Below are 16,590 nucleotides of genomic sequence, written 5' to 3' on the forward strand. Positions count from 1 at the left end.
ATATTATGTTTCACCGCAAGGACACAGGAACAGCACTATGACGACTTCTATCCCGGGACCACTGATGCTGGACGTGGAAAGCTACGAACTGGATGGCGAAGAGCGGGAATTATTACGCCACCCGCTGACCGGAGGCGTGATTCTGTTCAGTCGTAATTATCATGATCCCCGGCAGCTTGCTGAACTGGTTCGCCAGATTCGTGAAGCTTCTCATACCCGGCTGGTGGTTGCTGTTGACCAGGAAGGGGGAAGAGTTCAACGCTTTCGTGATGGATTTACCCGTCTGCCGGCGATGCAGTCTTTTTCAGCACTGAGTGAATCACTGCAGCAGGCCGGACAACTGGCCAGAGAAGCCGGCTGGCAAATGGCTGCTGAGATGACGGCAATGGATATTGATATTAGTTTTGCCCCGGTGCTGGATATCGGCCATATCAGTGCTGCGATTGGCGACCGCTCATTTCATGACGACCCGCGCATAGCGTTACCGGTTGCCGAACAATTTATTGCCGGTATGCACGAAGCTGGTATGAAAACCACCGGTAAACATTTTCCAGGCCACGGTGCAGTACAGGCGGATTCGCATAAAGAAACGCCGGTTGACCACCGTGATGCGAACACTATCCGTCAGCAGGATATGGCAATTTTTAGCCGGCTTATCCATGAGGGTAAACTGGATGCTGTCATGCCTGCTCATGTGATTTATCCGGCGATTGATCCGTTGCCTGCCAGTGGGTCGCCATACTGGCTGAAAAATGTATTACGCCAGGAACTGGGTTTTGAAGGGGTTATCTTCTCCGATGACTTATCAATGGAGGGCGCCGCAGTTATGGGGAGTTATACCGAACGAGCGCAACAGTCGTTATCAGCCGGATGCGATGTGATTTTGGTATGCAATCACCGCCCGGGTGTCGTAGCGATTCTTGATAACTTACCGATAACCTCTGCTGAACGGCTAACCCGTCTTTATCATCGTGGCCGGTTCAGTGATGCAGAGCTTCGGCAGCACAGCCGCTGGAAAGAAAACCATCAACAACTTTCACAATTGCAGCTGAACTGGCTGGAGAAAAAACAGAACAGTTAACGGCTAATCCCTGCCCGGCATATTGGCCGGGCAGGGGACAGGCCCGTTGTTCTGCTATATTTCCTTGCCTTTAATGTATTTCCTTCCCTGATTCCTGAAGTTTTATTTCTCTTTTCCCGTTAATCCGCAGTCAGTCCGGCAGGGCAAAATTGATCCAGATCATTTTGATAGGAACCCGTTGCCCGGTCGTGTTATTCTGATTTTAGTAACTCTTTATCGAGTATAACCCTATGTTAGCAAAGGTTTAATTTAACCATTTGTTAACTTCAAGCTCACAAATTAGGGGGTATGGTTGACTACTTCTGCGCAAAAAATCATCATCGTGGGTGGCGGTGCCGGCGGTCTGGAACTGGCGACTCAGTTGGGCAACAAGCTGGGTCGGTACAAAAAAGCGGAAATTACGCTGGTGGACCGTAATCAGACTCACTTATGGAAACCGTTGTTACACGAAATTGCTGCGGGTTCGATGGATGAAGGTATCGATGCTCTTAGCTATCTGGCACACGCACACCATCATCATTTCCGCTTTCAGTTAGGTACCCTGACGGAAATAGACCGCGAAAACAAATCGATTCAGCTGGCAGAAATTCGTGATGAACAGGGAAATCTGTTAGTTGCGGAACGCAGCCTCGCTTATGACACTCTGGTTATGGCGATTGGCAGTTCATCCAATGATTTCGGTACTGCCGGAGTCAAAGAGAACTGTATCTTCCTGGATAACCCGGCGCAGGCACGGCGATTCCATAATCAGATGCTGAACCTGTTCCTGAAATACACTTCCGGTCAGCAGACTGATCATAAGGTCAATATTGCGATTGTTGGTGGTGGAGCGACTGGCGTTGAGCTGTCAGCTGAACTGTATAACGCGGTTAAAGAACTGCACAGTTATGGCTATGAACAGCTGAATAAAGAAGCGCTGAATGTCACGCTGGTTGAAGCCGGCGAACGTATTCTTCCGGCACTGCCGCCACGTATCTCTGCTTCGGCACAACAGGAACTCCAGAAACTTGGGGTGAAAGTGCTGACTCAGACCATGGTCACCAGTGCCGGCCCTGAAGGGTTGCACACCAAATCCGGTGAATTAATCAATGCTGACCTGATGGTGTGGGCAGCAGGGATCAAAGCCCCTGATTTTATGAAAGAGATTGCCGGGCTGGAAACCAACCGTATCAATCAACTGGTGGTGACCCCGACTCTGCAAACCACGCGTGACGAAGATATCTACGCTATCGGTGACTGTGCTTCCTGCGCATTACCGCAGGGCGGATTTGTGCCGCCACGTGCGCAATCAGCTCACCAGATGGCTTCCTGTGTTCTGAACAACATTCTGGCGCGGCGTAAAGGCAAAGCGCAGAAAGAGTATGCTTACAAAGATCATGGCTCACTGGTGTCATTATCCCGGTTTACCACCGTGGGCAGCCTGATGGGTAACCTGATGCGCGGGTCGATGATGGTCGAAGGGCGCATTGCCCGGATGGTCTACATTTCACTGTATCGTATGCACCAGATTGCATTGCACGGTTATTTCAAAACCCTGCTGATGATGCTGTCGGGCAGTATTAACCGCGTGATCCGTCCTAAACTGAAACTGCATTAATTGTTGCCTGTAGCCCCGGGCAAAAGCACCGGGGCTTTTTAAGAAGCCTCTCAAAATTATCCTCTGCGGACGCTGTCACCGCGTTTTTTCCATTTGTCTGATAGTCTCAGAAATCTGATTCTGCGAAACTGCCGACCATCAGGCGAGGCACGCACGCCTTCAGTAGCATACTGATAGTTAAATGAATTTCATGCGTGGTTATCAGATAAGTCAGGAGGAGCCCTGTGAATAAATCAATGGTCGCAGGTATCGGTATCGGCGTTGCAGCAGCGCTGGGAGTAGCTTCGGTTGCAGGAGTGACTGCATTTCACCGTGGACCAGAGTATGCCCAGGTTGTGTCAGCAGTCCCTATCCGGGAAGTTATCAAAAATCCACGTCAGGAATGCCGTGATATTCAGGTCGTCCATCGTCGGCCAGTTCAGGACGAAAATCGTCTGACCGGCTCAATCCTTGGGGCCGTGGCGGGTGGGGTACTGGGCCATCAGTTTGGTGGAGGGCGTGGCCGGAGCCTGGCGACAGTCGCCGGGGCAGTGGCAGGTGGTTATGCCGGTAATCAGGCTCAGGCAGGGTTGCAAAATCGCGATACTTACACCACGACACGCCAGCAGTGCCGTACCATCTATGATAAACAGGAAAAAACCCTGGGCTATGATGTCACCTATAAAATTGGTGATCAGCAGGGCAAAGTCCGGATGGACAATGCACCTGGCCCACGTATTCCGCTGGATAATAACGGCCAGCTGATCATTAACTCTGCCCGCAGCTAAACTATTCAGCCGGTTTCCCCCGCAGCGGCGGGGGCGGCTATGTTACAGACGGTGCTCCTGCATCTGTTGCAGCAACTGTGTTACCCATTCCATCCGCTGTTTTCTCTCTGCCAGATCAAACGTGAAACGTAATTTAACCGGACCTTCCAGTTTCCAGTGCTGTGGTGCACTTTGCAGTAAACCGATTAGCCAGCCAGGATCAACATGATTTTTCTCGGAAAACTCGATGTAGCCACCTTTATCACTGGCCTCAATTTTGCGGATGCCGATAGTCACCGCCTGCTGACGCAACAGAGCGATATCCAGCAGATTGCGTGCCGGATCAGGAAGTAAACCGAAGCGATCGATAAGCTCAATTTTCAGATCCTGAATTTCACTGTCGCTGGCGGCACTGGCAATTCGCTTATAGAACGACAAGCGGGTGTTTACATCCGGAATAAAATCTTCCGGTAGCAGGGCAGGCATACGCAGTTCTACTTCGGTCTGCTGGCTGGTTAAATCCTCCAGCGATGGTTCACGACCGGCTTTCAGCGCTTCGACCGCATTCTCCAGCAACTCCATGTACAGTGTGAAGCCCAGGGTTTCCATCTGACCACTCTGGTCTTCTCCCAGTAATTCCCCGGCACCGCGAATTTCCAGGTCGTGAGTCGCCAGTGCAAACCCCGCGCCCAGGTCCTCAAGAGAAGCAATGGCTTCCAGGCGTTTTGCCGCGTCACTGGTCATCGCTTTTGGATGCGGGGTTAACAGCCATGCATAAGCCTGGTGATGAGACCGTCCGACCCTTCCGCGCAGCTGGTGCAACTGGGCCAGCCCGAAATGGTCGGCGCGTTCAATAATGATGGTATTAGCACTGGGGATATCGATCCCGGTTTCAATAATGGTGGTACAAACCAGGACATTGAAGCGTTGATGATGAAAATCATTCATCACCCGTTCCAGTTCCCGCTCCCGCATCTGACCATGCCCAATGCCAACCCGTGCCTCTGGTACCAGCGCCGACAGTCGTTCAGCAGCTTTGTTGATGTTCTCTACATCGTTGTACAGGTAATACACCTGACCACCACGCAGAATCTCCCTGAGAATTGCTTCGCGCACCACCAGTTCATCATATTCGCGAACGAAAGTTTTAACCGCCAGACGCCGGGCCGGAGGCGTGGCAATAATCGACAGATCACGCATTCCGCTCATTGCCATATTCAGGGTTCTGGGGATTGGTGTTGCGGTAAGCGTCAGAATATCTACATCAGCGCGCATCGCTTTAATCCGTTCTTTGTGCCGGACCCCAAAGCGGTGTTCTTCATCGACAATCAGCAGGCCGAGATCGTGCCACTGCAAATCACTCATCAGCAATTTATGAGTGCCAATCAGAATATCAATTTTGCCTTCGCTGGCTTGTTGCAATATCTGGGTTTGCTCTTTGGTAGTACGAAAACGGGATAACATTTCGATACGGATCGGCCAGTCGGCAAACCGGTCGCGGAAATTGTCAAAATGCTGCTGAGCCAGCAGGGTAGTCGGAACCAGCACCGCCACCTGTTTATGGTTTTCCACCGCGAGGAATGCCGCGCGCATTGCCACTTCGGTTTTACCAAAGCCGACATCACCACACACCAGCCGGTCCATTGCCAGTGGCTGACACATATCACTCAGCACAGCATTGATCGCCTGAGCCTGATCTGTTGTGGTTTCATACGGGAAGCTGTCACAGAATTTCTGATACATTTCCCGGTTGTGCTTAAATGCATAGCCACTTTTAGCGGCGCGCTGGGCGTAGATATCCAGCAACTCAGCAGCGACATCACGGACTTTCTCTGCGGCTTTTTGTCGGGCACGGCTCCAGCTGTCACTGCCCAGCCGGTGTAATGGCGCATTTTCATCCGCGCCACCGGCATAGCGACTAATCATGTGCAGGGATGAAACAGGCACGTACAGGCTGGCATCCCCGGCATAGGTCAGCATCAGATACTCTGCGGTAACCCCGCCGGTTTCCAGTGTGGTCAACCCGGCGTAACGGCCGACACCATGTTCCAGATACACAACCGGCTGTCCCGGATGGAGTTCTGCCAGGTTACGGATCAGTACATCCGGATTGATGGTTTTGCGGTTGTCCTGACGACGCCGTACCACCCGTTCACCTAACAAATCCGTTTCGGTAATAACGGCCCGTTGCCGCGCATGGTCGATAAATCCGGTTTCAGCCGGACCGATCATCAGATAGTGGCCGGGTTTATCCGCATCAGCCAGTCGGTTGATTTCTTTAGGACGGATTTTAACTTTGCTCAACTGCTCCTGTAGCCGTTCGCGTCGCCCCTGACTTTCTGCCGAGAATATAATGGCACCACTGAAAGACTCAGTGAATTTTCGCAACGCTTCCAGCGGGCTTTTGGCTTGTGCCTGCAGGCTGATTTCCGGTAACGGGCTATAGTCCAGGTTAGTATTAGCGGCTTTGTCTGTCAGTGTCGCGGCAGATAAGCGAACCAGCGGCCACTGTTTCAGCGTTGACATCAGTGCATCCGGGCGTAGCCACAGCCTGTCAGGGGGTAGCAATGGTCGTAACGGATCAACTTTGCGGTTTTCATAGCGCTGTTCGGTATCCTGCCAGAAACGCTCGCTGCCTGCCTGCAGGTCACTGCTGCTCAGCAACAAGGTATTGGCTGGCAGATAATCGAATAATGGCTGTAAATCACCGGAAAAAAACAGTGGCTGCCAATATTCAATTCCTACCGGCAAACTGCCTTTGCTGACCTGCTGGTAGATATGGCCTGCATCGCGCAGGACATCAAAATGCTCGCGCCACTGGCTACGAAACAGTTCAATAGACTGTTTATCGGTAGGGAATTCGTGAGCCGGAAGTAGATTTATTGCTTCTACTTCATCCAGGGTCCGCTGACTGTCAACATCAAACAACCTCAGGCTGTCGATTTCATCGTCAAAAAAGTCAATCCGGAAGGGCTGTTCGCTGCCCATCGGGAACAGATCGAGCAGGGCTCCACGGATGGCGTATTCGCCATGCTCCATCACCTGGTCAACATGCCGGTAACCGGCCTGGTCCAGCTGTTCCCGCAGTAAATCCCGCGACATTTTCTGGCCGCTTTTCATGACCAGTGCATGGCCCTGCAGGAACTGATGCGGGCATACCCGTTGCATCAGGGTATTCACCGGCAGGATCAGAACGCCTCTGTCCATAGTGGGCAGATGATAGAGCGTGGATAAACGTGCGGAAATGATGTCCTGATGTGGTGAAAAGCTGTCATAGGGGAGAGTTTCCCAGTCAGGCAAATGGCTGACCGGCAGAGCGGTAAACTGGCGAATCTCATCCTGTAAATGCAAAGCTGCCTGCATATCACTGGTGATCAGAAGTAACGGACCGGGATGACGTTCTGCGATGTCTGCGCACTCTGCGGCAAGGGCTGCACCTGTCAGCTGGCCAAGTTGACGGTGGTCACCGGCTTTGACTGGCAGGGAGTAATTTGTCTTATCTGACATGGGGATAATTATTCTCTCCAAAATTTCCAGGCAGCTATAATTTCACATAAACACATATGATTCATCTGCCTTGATGCATTTTCCGTTGAATAAGCGACAAAACCGCAAATGCCAGGTTCAGAGCAGGGAGCCGCTGCTTAACTGTCGGAAAAATGAACGAACCCGGGCGCTTTTTAGCTTTATCTGCGGATAATCAGATAACTTTACCTTTCAAACCGGGGGACAGAGGTTTTCATAACCGGCTGGCTCCTTTATCATCCACATACTGAATTTCAGGCAACCGTCCGGGACGGATTTAATGTACCAACCCGTAGCTCTGTTTATTGGTCTGCGTTATATGCGTGGACGTGCATCCGACCGCTTTGGTCGTTTTGTTTCCTGGCTATCCGCCATAGGTATCACTCTGGGAGTCCTGGCGCTGGTCACGGTACTGTCGGTGATGAACGGTTTTGAACGCCAGCTGGAAGGAAATATTCTGGGGCTGATGCCTCAGGCTTTGATCACCAGTGACAGCGGCAGTATTAATCCACAACAAATCCCCGCGTCTGGTCTGGGACTGCAGGGGGTTTCACGTATAGCCCCTCTGACCACGGCTGATGTGGTACTGCAAAGTGCCAGCAGTGTAGCGGTCGGTGTTATGTTGGGCATTAATCCGGATGAACAGGACCCGCTGTTACCTTATCTGGTTAACGGTTCTGCCAGCCAGTTACAGCCAGGTAGTTATCACGTCATTCTTGGTGAGCAGCTGGCCAGCCAGTTGGGTATTCACACCGGCGATACTTTGCGTTTAATGGTTCCTTCCATCAGCCAGTTTACCCCGGTTGGCAGGGTGCCCAGTGAACGTATCTTTACTGTGGTCGGAACCTATGCTGCTGACAGTGAAGTTGACAGCTATCAGATTCTGGTCAACCAACAGGACGCTTCACGGGTAATGCATTATCCGCTGGGTAACATTACCGGCTGGAGGTTATGGCTCAACCATCCGCTGGATGTGGACAGCCTCAGCCAGCAGACACTGGCTCCAGGGCTGCAATGGAAAGACTGGCGGGAACGCAAAGGTGATCTGTTCCAGGCCGTCCGGATGGAAAAAAATATGATGGGACTGTTACTGAGCCTGATAGTGGCAGTCGCCGCCTTTAATATTGTGACCTCTCTTGGCCTGTTGATTATGGAAAAACAGGGTGAAGTCGCGATTCTGCAAACCCAGGGGTTAACCCGCGGGCAAATTATGAGCGTCTTTATGGTACAGGGCGCCAGTGCCGGGATCGCAGGAGCATTATTAGGTACTCTGGGCGGCGTGCTGCTGGCCAGCCAGCTTAACCATCTGTTGCCGGTCCTGGGGCTGTTTCTGGATGGTGCCGCGCTGCCGGTCGATATCAATCCGACTCAGGTCGTTGCCATTGCGGTGACCGCAATGATTGTTGCATTACTGGCGACACTTTATCCTTCATGGCGCGCTGCCGCCGTACAACCCGCCGAGGCATTACGTTATGAATAACCCGTTACTTTTGCAATGTGATCAGTTATGCAAACGCTATCAGGAAGGTAACCTGCAGACCGATGTATTGCGAAATGTCTCGTTTACCCTGCAACCAGGTGAAATGACGGCGATTGTTGGTAGTTCAGGTTCGGGTAAAAGTACCCTGTTGCACCTGTTGGGAGGGCTGGACTCGCCTACCTCCGGGGATGTGCTGTTTAAAGGGCAGTCACTGAATCAGATGTCGTCGTCGGCCAAAGCTGAACTGCGTAACCGCGAACTGGGATTTATTTATCAGTTCCATCATCTGCTTCCTGATTTTACGGCACTGGAAAATGTGGCCATGCCGCTGTTAATTGGCAAAAAGAACAGCAGTGAAGCTCTGCAACGTGCCACTGAAATGTTGGCAGCGGTAGGGCTGGAAAAGCGTGCCAGCCATCGTCCTTCTGAATTATCCGGTGGAGAGCGCCAACGGGTAGCGATTGCCCGCGCGCTGGTCAACCGGCCAAGTCTGGTAATGGCTGATGAACCTACCGGCAACCTGGATGCCCGTAATGCAGATGCTATTTTCCAGTTGCTGGGTGAACTGAACCAGATGCAGGGTACGGCATTCCTGGTGGTGACTCATGATCTGGCACTGGCCAGACGCCTGAATCGCCAGATGGAAATGCGTGACGGGCAGTTAACGGCGGAAGTTACCCTGACAGGAGCGATGTAATGATTCGTCCGTTATCCCTGCAGCTGGCATTACGCTTCAGCCGCGGGCGTCGTCGTGGCGGCATGGTTTCGCTGATATCGGTGATTTCGACGGTCGGTATTGCCCTTGGAGTGGCGGTCCTGATTATCGGGCTAAGTGCAATGAACGGCTTCGAGCGTCAGCTGAATGAACGTATTCTGAGTGTTGTACCTCACGGCGAGATAGAGCCGGTGCATCAGCCATTCAGCCAGTGGCAACAGCTGATTGCCCCGATTGAACAGGTCCCTGGCATTGCAGCGGCTGCGCCTTATATTAACTTCACCGGGCTGGTGGAGAGTGCCAGTAAATTGCAGGCTCTGACGGTGCGTGGTGTCGATCCACAACAGGAACCGCGACTCAGTGCCTTACCTAAGTTTGTACAGGGTAATGCGTGGGCAGGGTTCAGTGCCGGTAAACAGCAAATCATTCTGGGGGGAGGGATTGCTAATAGTCTGTCGGTGAAAGCCGGTGACTGGATCACCATTATGATCCCCAATAGTGACGGTCAGAACCATCTGCTGCAGCCCAAACGTATCCGTTTGCAGGTGGAAGGTATTCTGCAACTGAGTGGCATGCTGGATCACAGCCTGGCACTGGTGCCGCTGGCCGATGCTCAGCAGTATCTGGATATGGGCGACAGCGTGACCGGGATTGCGTTGAAAATGAACGATCCGTTCCAGGCGGTGAAAGTTGTCAGGGCTGCCGGGGAAGTGACCCATAGTTACGTGTATATCCGTAACTGGATCAGTACTTATGGTTACATGTACCACGATATCCAGATGATCCGCGCAATCATGTATCTGGCAATGATTCTGGTGATTGGTGTTGCCTGCTTTAATATTGTTTCAACGCTGGTAATGGCCGTGAAAGATAAGAGCAGTGATATCGCGGTACTGCGTACCCTGGGTGCCGGAGATAAGCTAATCCGCACTGTGTTTGTCTGGTACGGATTATTAGCGGGGATGGCTGGTAGTATTCTCGGCGTGGTGGCCGGAGTGCTGGGTGCCCTGAATCTGACTGCGATTATCCGTGGACTCGAAAAACTGACTGGCCATCATTTCCTGTCAGGCGATATCTATTTTATCGATTTCCTGCCTTCGGAACTTCACTGGCTGGATGTCTGGTCTGTACTGGTCACCGCGATTGTGCTCACTCTGCTGGCCAGCTGGTATCCGTCACGTCGTGCCAGCCGTATCGACCCGGCCCGGGTGTTGAGCGGTCAGTAACCAGCAGTGGCCAGCGTTGGCTGGCCACTGGGTAGTCTCAGTACAGAGATTACAGCTCCGTCGGTTCACTGACTCCCAGTGCTTTCAGAAGTTGCTGCCGGTAAATCTCATGTTGTTCCGGCTGACGGGCAGACTGCTGTCCGATAGTCAGTTCCAGAGATATACCTCCCTGGTCCAGCACAATCACCCGCTGTGCCAGAGCAATCGCTTCATCCACATCATGAGTGACCAACAGAACCGTCAGCTGGTATTGGTGGCAAAGGCGACGTAACAGCTCCTGCATATTTAATCGTGTCAGTGCATCCAGCGCACCGAAAGGTTCATCTGCCAGTAACAAAGCCGGTTTGCGGACCAGGCAGCGGGCCAGCGCTGCCCGTTGCTGCTCGCCTCCGGAGAGGTCTGACGGCCAGTTTGTCTCTCTGCCTGCCAGCCCGACTCCGGCCAACACCTGAAGCCCTTCACGACGAAAACTTTTGCTGTTGTCGCCCAGCACGATATTGTCCAGGACACGCAACCAGGGCAGCAGCCGGGAATCCTGAAAAGCCACAGAAAAATTCTCAGGCACCTGCAATTCACCACTGCCGGTCGCCCGTGAATCGAGTCCTGCCAGGGCTTTCAGCAGTGTACTTTTTCCTGAACCGCTACGTCCCAGCAGCGCAACAAATTCGCCCTGTTGCAGTTCCAGTTGAATATTACTTAGTACCGTACGACCTGCATATTGTCGGGAAAGCCCCTGAACCGACACCAGCGGTGGGGCTAACTGCCCAGAGATTTGCGCCATGACAATACCCTCCTTTCCGCCATTCTGACCAGTCCGTCAGAAAACAGACCAAACAATGCGTACAACACCAGCCCGACCATAATAATGTCGGTCTGCCCGTAGGCTCTCGCCCTGGTCATCAGGTAGCCGATGCCGGAAGTCGCATTAATCTGTTCCACCACCACCAGTGAAGTCCAGGAGTGGGCGACAGCCAGCCGCAGGCCGGTAAAGAAACCGGGCATGGCTCCGGGCAGAATAATACGGCGAATAAATGTCAGCCGGCTGATTTTCAGCGTCTCTGCCAGTTCGACATAACGCTCATCGACACCCCGTACTGCAGCGTGAGTGTTGATATAAACCGGAATAATCACACTGAACATGATAATAGTAATTTTGGTGGCTTCACCGATACCGAGCCAGACGATAAACAACGGGATCATCGCCAGGGTAGGGATCGAACGCTTAATCTGCATCGGCCCGTCAATGAGTGATTCGCCCCAACGGCTAAGCCCGGAAATCAGCGCCAGTACCAGGCCTGTCAGAGTTCCTGCTACCAGAGCAGTCAGAGAACGCCATGCAGAAACCTCTATTCCCGGGATGAGGCGCCCGTCGTTCACCAGCCGGACAAAGGTCGCCAGAACCTGCCCTGGCGACGGCAGCGTCATGCTGTCGGTCCAGCCAGCGAGAGCCGATGCCTGCCAGAGGATCAGCAGCAGCAGGGGGCCGAGCGTGCGCCACGGCAGAGTCGTCCGTGGCGGAGTCAGACGGCCGGGGTGATTCTCCCGGCGCCAGAGATAACTATTTTTCATCCGCAGCCTGCTGTATTACCTGATCAAATCGCACATCAAACTCTTTCGCTGCATCCACTTTCTGACGGATGCTGCCGGACTTCAGCAGTAAGTCAGCGGTATGTTGTTGAGTTGCAAACAGCGCCTGGTCAATTCGCGGGAAGTGGGTCGGGCCGGAGACTTCATTGATAAGTTTACCTTCCGCCGGAGTCAGTCCCTGATTTTTCACATAGTAATCATTGACCCAGGCCTGTGGATGCTGGTTAGCCCACTGCCAGCCTTTCACCCAGTGGCTGACAAATTCACGCAGTGCGGCGGCCTTCGCCGGGTCTTCCACGGCACTTTGCCGCGCATACAGATAACGCAGGCCGGTTGATCCTCCGGCAGTCACTTCTGTCCCAAGCACTGTACCGCCTTTCGCTTTATAGGCATTCAGATACTGTGTCAGATTCGGTTCTTTTAATGCGGCGGCATCCACTTCTCCGGAGCGCACAGCATCGGTAAAATTCCCGGTCTGCAGGGTCACCAGTTTGACATCATCTGGTTGCAATCCTGCTTTTTCCAGCACCCGGTACAGGTAGGCTTCCCTGCCAGTCCCCGGAGCATTGGCTATTTTTTTGCCTCGCAGATCAGTCAGGGTGCGGATATGAGCCTCAGGAGAAATGGCCAGTTGATACTCTCTGTCACTGTTTTGTTGTACCCCGACAATCAGTATCGGGCTGCCATTAGCCTGAGCCTGAATGGGGGGAGCATCACCGACCACTGCCACATCTACCGCACCAGCCCTGAAAGCTTCAAGGATCTCAGGACCGTCGCTGAAATTACCGAAATGTACTTTCGATTTCAGTCCGTTGTCCTGGCCGGAGGATTTAAACAGTGTTTGCAGTACTTCATCCTGATCCGCCACATTAAGCCGGGTTCCGGCCGGAACGCTGTCCGGTAATGGTGCGTTAAGAGCCAGGGTGGCAGCACTGGCCCCCTGGACGGCCAGTAACAGAGTTGCTGCCAGTAAAGTCATTTTTTTCATAGTGATTCCCGGTTGAGGTAATAAATGTCCTGGTTGTATCTAAATGTAAAACTGAATGCATAGTTCATCATTAAGGTAACTAACCGTGGCGATGGGATGAAGCATCGATTTCAGATAAGCTTTTTTGCAGTACGGGATTGGAGGGAGGGTATTGTGTAGTAAGACAGGGAAAGCAGGCAAAATATACCGCCGGAGGAGAGTCATCCTGCCGGCGGAAGACATCAGTTATTGTTTATCGGCTGACCAGAGGGCAGAACGCACATTCACGCTCACCGGTATGACTCCGGCACGTTTAAGTGTATCCGCGAGGGTCTGCTGTTCAGCAAAAACTGCCGGGGTCATACGGCTGGCACCAAAAGGGATGCGTTTTAGCGCTTTTACCCAGATAGATTGTGATAACCCGGTGGAACCGGCTAACACCGCAGCTGCCTGATCCTGATGGTTATTGGCCCAGTCGCTGGTGGATTGCAATTCAGTGATCAGCTGTTTAGCGGTCTGCGGATAACTGTCGGCAAATTTTCTTCCCGCGAGGAAAAATGTGTAATGGGGTACCAGCCCGCTGGCATTACTGATTTCCCGGGCTCCGGTACTGGTTTCCACTTCTGCAAGGAACGGATCCCAGATAACCCAGGCATCGACAGAACCGCGTTGAAAGGCCGCTCTGGCATCGCCGGGCACCAGATAGACCGGAGTAATATCTTTATAGGTCAGACCGGCTTTTTCCAGCGCAGCAATCAGCAGATAGTTAACATCTGAGCCCTTATTAAGCGCTACCCGTTTCCCTTTCAAATCCGCGACAGTTTTAATCGGGGAATTCGCGGGTACCACGATAGCCTCGGATTCCGGGTTAGCAGGGGAGTGCGCCAGATAAACCAGGTCGGCCCTGGCTGCCTGAGCAATCACCGGCGGAGCATCACCGGTAGCTGCCAGATCAATGCTTCCGACATTTAATCCTTCGAGCATTTGTGGACCTGCGGTGAATTCGACCCAGTGAACATTAATTCCCTGCCGGGCAAAATCTTTATCGAGTGTTCCCCTGTATTTCAGCAGAGCAAAAATATTGGCTTTCTGGTAACCAATATTGACAATTTTAGGCAGATTCTCCGCCCGGGCAACGGCAGGCAGTAGCATGGCCGCGAACAGAGTGGCCGATAACAGGCCGGATAGTGTGTTTTTCATTGTATATTTTCCTGAGTTAATAAGGCAGCCAGACGAATCACAGGAAAAACATAACAAATCGGAAGGGACAGACTTAATACAATTAAATCATTAACTAATGTGAAAAGCGGCAACTGGTACTGCCAGTATTTCGCCTCTGTTGCCGGATACGGACAGAGTGCAGCCAGGAGCGTTGATTCTGCGTAATATACCAGGCTGATTATTTTCAGCTGCTGGTGTATCAGCTCTCTGTGGTATTTAAAGAGGACTTAATGGCGGTGAGTGAAAAGCCGTTCTGCTAAACAGTTTAACAGCCACCGTTTCCTTTACTGTGAGTGATTAGTTTGAATGGACACGCTGGGTGGAGGCCGGATGTCTTGCCAGCGCCGCTACCGGGCGTATTGGTCTGCGAACAAGTTCACCCTGACAGTTTGGGCAACATCCGTTGAGTCTGGTACTGACGCAATCGCTGCAGAAAGTACATTCAAAGGAACATATAAAAGCCTTTGTTGAATCAGCAGGTAAATCGCTGTCGCAACATTCACAGTTTGGACGAAGTTCTAACAATTATCTCTCCTTCACAGGGTGATATAGTCAATATCAGTGAGTGGTCAGTGGCATAACAGATGCCCGGTTTTAGCTGTACGGAAATAGCATCTGACTCAGAGCACTGTTTATCAGCCTTCTTTATGAACTTACATAAATAGCACTGGATTTTGTATAACCATTGAAGTTAATACCAGACAATATAAATAACTACACTGACCAGATAAATGTTTTTCCTGACGCCGGATTGATAAAAATCAGGGTCGTGTAACCTCCGCTATTCATTGTCATCTTCGCAGTTCGACTGCTCTGTCGTGACGATCAGTAAATCCATCAGTAATACGGGATTGTCTCTGACCTGCTGTAAATGAAGCAGCCCTTCGGCACTGGTTGCTGCATATGCAACAGTAACTTTGCCCGGTTTTTTAACCATGATTATGATTTATATGTATTTTTACTATCTTCTCAGACTGGCATAGTTTGTGCTCATGGTTATAACCAAGTTGTTGTCTTTCCTTTTCTTTTTACTGGATAAGGGTATAAGAAAAATTGCTATGGCGGTAATGAGCAGACAGTGCAGTAACAAGGCGTCAGGTCGTCGTTATTGCTGCAGCCCGCCAGACACAGAGAGCTGACAACCTCCGGTATTGCCTGTACCGGGGATTAAACCAGGGAGATCTGTATGAGTGACCATCAGAGTAATAAGCCGTTGCAGTTTGCTTACTGGGTACCCAATGTATCCGGCGGGCTGGTGATCAGTGATATTGAACAACGCACACGTTGGGATTTTGACTATAACCGCAAACTGGCTCAGATAGCAGAAGAGTCAGGGTTCGATTATGCCCTGACCCAGATTCGTTTTACTGCCGGTTACGGCGCGGATAATCAACATGAATCGGTCAGCTTTTCTCAGGGACTGCTCGGGGCGACAGACAAATTAAAAGTCATTGCTGCATTATTGCCTGGCCCCTGGAATCCGACATTAGCCGCCAAGCAGATTGCTACCATCAGTCATCTCACCGGAGGCAGGATTGCCGTAAATGTAGTCAGTGGCTGGTTTCGTGGTGAATTCAAAGCAATCGGTGAACCCTGGCTGGATCATGAAGAACGCTACCTGCGCTCTGAGGAGTTTATTCGCTGTCTGCGGGGTATCTGGCAGCAGGAAAGTTTTAGTTTTTCCGGTGATTTTTACCGCTACCGTGATTATGTGATGAAGCCGAAACCGTTACTGCCCTTGCCGGAGATATTCCAGGGTGGAAGCTCCCGCGCGGCAAGGGACATGGCAGCCCGGGTGTCTGACTGGTATTTTACCAATGGCAACACCCCTGCAGAGATTGCCCGTCAGGTGACAGATATCCGCCAAAAGGCGGCACAAAACCAACATCAGGTCAGGATTGGGGTCAATGGATTTGTAGTGGCGCGTGACACAGAGCAGCAGGCAAAGCAGGTAATCCGCGATATTGTGGCCCGGGCTAACCCTGAAGCTGTTAAAGGTTTTGCAGACCAGGTGACAAATGCAGGTAAAGCATCGCCGGAAGGTGAAGGAAACTGGGCAAATTCAGGCTTTGAGGACCTGGTGCAATATAACGACGGATTTAAAAGCAACCTGATTGGTACCCCGCAACAGATTGCCGAACGAATTATTGAGTTTAAAAACGCCGGGGCTGACCTGTTACTGTTAGGCTTTTTACACTTTCAGGAGGAAGTTGCCTATTTTGGCCGCGAAATCCTTCCGCGAGTGCGTGAACTGGAACGCCTTCAGCAGCAGTTAACCGTTAGCCACTAACCACCGCAACGTTCTCCTTTGTGAGGGTTACAGATTCAGGGTATGGCCGCCATCCCCGGTGGTCGTTGCCCTTATTCCCCGTGACATCTGCTTCGTAAAGGGCTGAACTGTCCGCCAGCCTGCGTTGCTGACTTAATACAAATGCTATATTGCCC

The 16,590-nt window shown here is 51.9% G+C and carries 14 protein-coding genes; 7 read left to right on the forward strand and 7 right to left on the reverse strand.

Annotation, left to right across the window (positions count from 1 at the left end; genetic code table 11):
- The first annotated feature begins 37 nt into the window (after positions 1–37).
- From nagZ to A7K98_RS07690, 3 genes are all read left to right on the forward strand, one after another.
- Positions 38–1,081 (forward strand): beta-N-acetylhexosaminidase, encoded by a 1,044-nt coding sequence (gene nagZ / locus A7K98_RS07680; RefSeq protein ID WP_087488015.1) that lies wholly within the window; start codon positions 38–40, stop codon positions 1,079–1,081.
- 292 nt (positions 1,082–1,373) lie between these two features.
- Complete coding sequence (locus A7K98_RS07685; protein ID WP_087488016.1) at positions 1,374–2,678, forward strand: NAD(P)/FAD-dependent oxidoreductase; 1,305 nt, start codon at positions 1,374–1,376, stop codon at positions 2,676–2,678.
- Between the two features lie 224 nt (positions 2,679–2,902).
- On the forward strand, positions 2,903–3,445 hold the full coding sequence (locus A7K98_RS07690) for a glycine zipper 2TM domain-containing protein (RefSeq protein WP_087488017.1): 543 nt from the start codon (positions 2,903–2,905) through the stop codon (positions 3,443–3,445).
- 42 nt (positions 3,446–3,487) lie between these two features.
- Here the strand turns inward: A7K98_RS07690 and mfd are convergent, their stop codons facing one another.
- Positions 3,488–6,931 carry a transcription-repair coupling factor gene (gene mfd, locus A7K98_RS07695; protein ID WP_087488018.1) on the reverse strand — a complete coding sequence of 1,148 codons (3,444 nt, stop codon included), beginning with the start codon at positions 6,929–6,931 and terminating at the stop codon, positions 3,488–3,490.
- A gap of 298 nt (positions 6,932–7,229) precedes the next feature.
- Here mfd and lolC point away from each other — a divergent pair, with 298 nt between their 5' ends.
- Genes lolC through lolE form a run of 3 tightly spaced genes read left to right on the forward strand, consistent with a single transcriptional unit; the run spans position 7,230 to position 10,370 of the window.
- The gene (gene lolC / locus A7K98_RS07700) at positions 7,230–8,429 is read left to right on the forward strand and encodes a lipoprotein-releasing ABC transporter permease subunit LolC (RefSeq protein WP_087488019.1); all 1,200 of its coding nucleotides are present in this window, start codon (positions 7,230–7,232) and stop codon (positions 8,427–8,429) included.
- Positions 8,422–9,126, forward strand: coding sequence for a lipoprotein-releasing ABC transporter ATP-binding protein LolD (gene lolD, locus A7K98_RS07705; RefSeq protein ID WP_087488020.1), 705 nt, complete (start codon positions 8,422–8,424; stop codon positions 9,124–9,126). The genes lolC and lolD overlap by 8 nt, the downstream gene beginning before the upstream one ends.
- Positions 9,126–10,370, forward strand: coding sequence for a lipoprotein-releasing ABC transporter permease subunit LolE (lolE, locus tag A7K98_RS07710; protein ID WP_087488021.1), 1,245 nt, complete (start codon positions 9,126–9,128; stop codon positions 10,368–10,370). Before lolD ends, lolE begins: the two co-directional genes overlap by 1 nt.
- Before the next feature lie 49 nt (positions 10,371–10,419).
- Here the strand turns inward: lolE and A7K98_RS07715 are convergent, their stop codons facing one another.
- From A7K98_RS07715 to A7K98_RS21285, 6 genes are all read right to left on the reverse strand, one after another.
- The gene (locus tag A7K98_RS07715) at positions 10,420–11,151 is read right to left on the reverse strand and encodes an ABC transporter ATP-binding protein (protein ID WP_087488022.1); all 732 of its coding nucleotides are present in this window, start codon (positions 11,149–11,151) and stop codon (positions 10,420–10,422) included.
- The gene (locus tag A7K98_RS07720; RefSeq protein ID WP_087488023.1) at positions 11,127–11,939 is read right to left on the reverse strand and encodes an ABC transporter permease; all 813 of its coding nucleotides are present in this window, start codon (positions 11,937–11,939) and stop codon (positions 11,127–11,129) included. The genes A7K98_RS07715 and A7K98_RS07720 overlap by 25 nt, the downstream gene beginning before the upstream one ends.
- Positions 11,929–12,945 (reverse strand): ABC transporter substrate-binding protein, encoded by a 1,017-nt coding sequence (locus A7K98_RS07725; protein WP_087488024.1) that lies wholly within the window; start codon positions 12,943–12,945, stop codon positions 11,929–11,931. The genes A7K98_RS07720 and A7K98_RS07725 overlap by 11 nt, the downstream gene beginning before the upstream one ends.
- Before the next feature lie 225 nt (positions 12,946–13,170).
- Positions 13,171–14,076: a sulfonate ABC transporter substrate-binding protein gene (locus A7K98_RS07730; protein ID WP_407703107.1), complete on the reverse strand. Its 906-nt coding sequence runs from the start codon at positions 14,074–14,076 to the stop codon at positions 13,171–13,173.
- A 366-nt stretch (positions 14,077–14,442) separates the two neighbouring features.
- Positions 14,443–14,670, reverse strand: a complete 228-nt coding sequence (locus A7K98_RS07735; RefSeq protein WP_087488026.1) for a DUF1272 domain-containing protein — start codon at positions 14,668–14,670, stop codon at positions 14,443–14,445.
- Between the two features lie 256 nt (positions 14,671–14,926).
- A complete protein-coding gene (locus A7K98_RS21285) occupies positions 14,927–15,082 on the reverse strand; it encodes a hypothetical protein (RefSeq protein ID WP_157665899.1) in 156 nt (51 codons plus the stop codon).
- Positions 15,083–15,331: 249 nt separating this feature from the next.
- Here A7K98_RS21285 and sfnG point away from each other — a divergent pair, with 249 nt between their 5' ends.
- Positions 15,332–16,435: a dimethylsulfone monooxygenase SfnG gene (sfnG, locus tag A7K98_RS07740; RefSeq protein WP_087488027.1), complete on the forward strand. Its 1,104-nt coding sequence runs from the start codon at positions 15,332–15,334 to the stop codon at positions 16,433–16,435.
- The last annotated feature ends 155 nt before the right edge of the window (positions 16,436–16,590 follow it).

The sequence above is a fragment of the Tatumella citrea genome, assembly GCF_002163585.1.
In the GTDB taxonomy this organism is placed as follows: domain Bacteria; phylum Pseudomonadota; class Gammaproteobacteria; order Enterobacterales; family Enterobacteriaceae; genus Tatumella; species Tatumella citrea.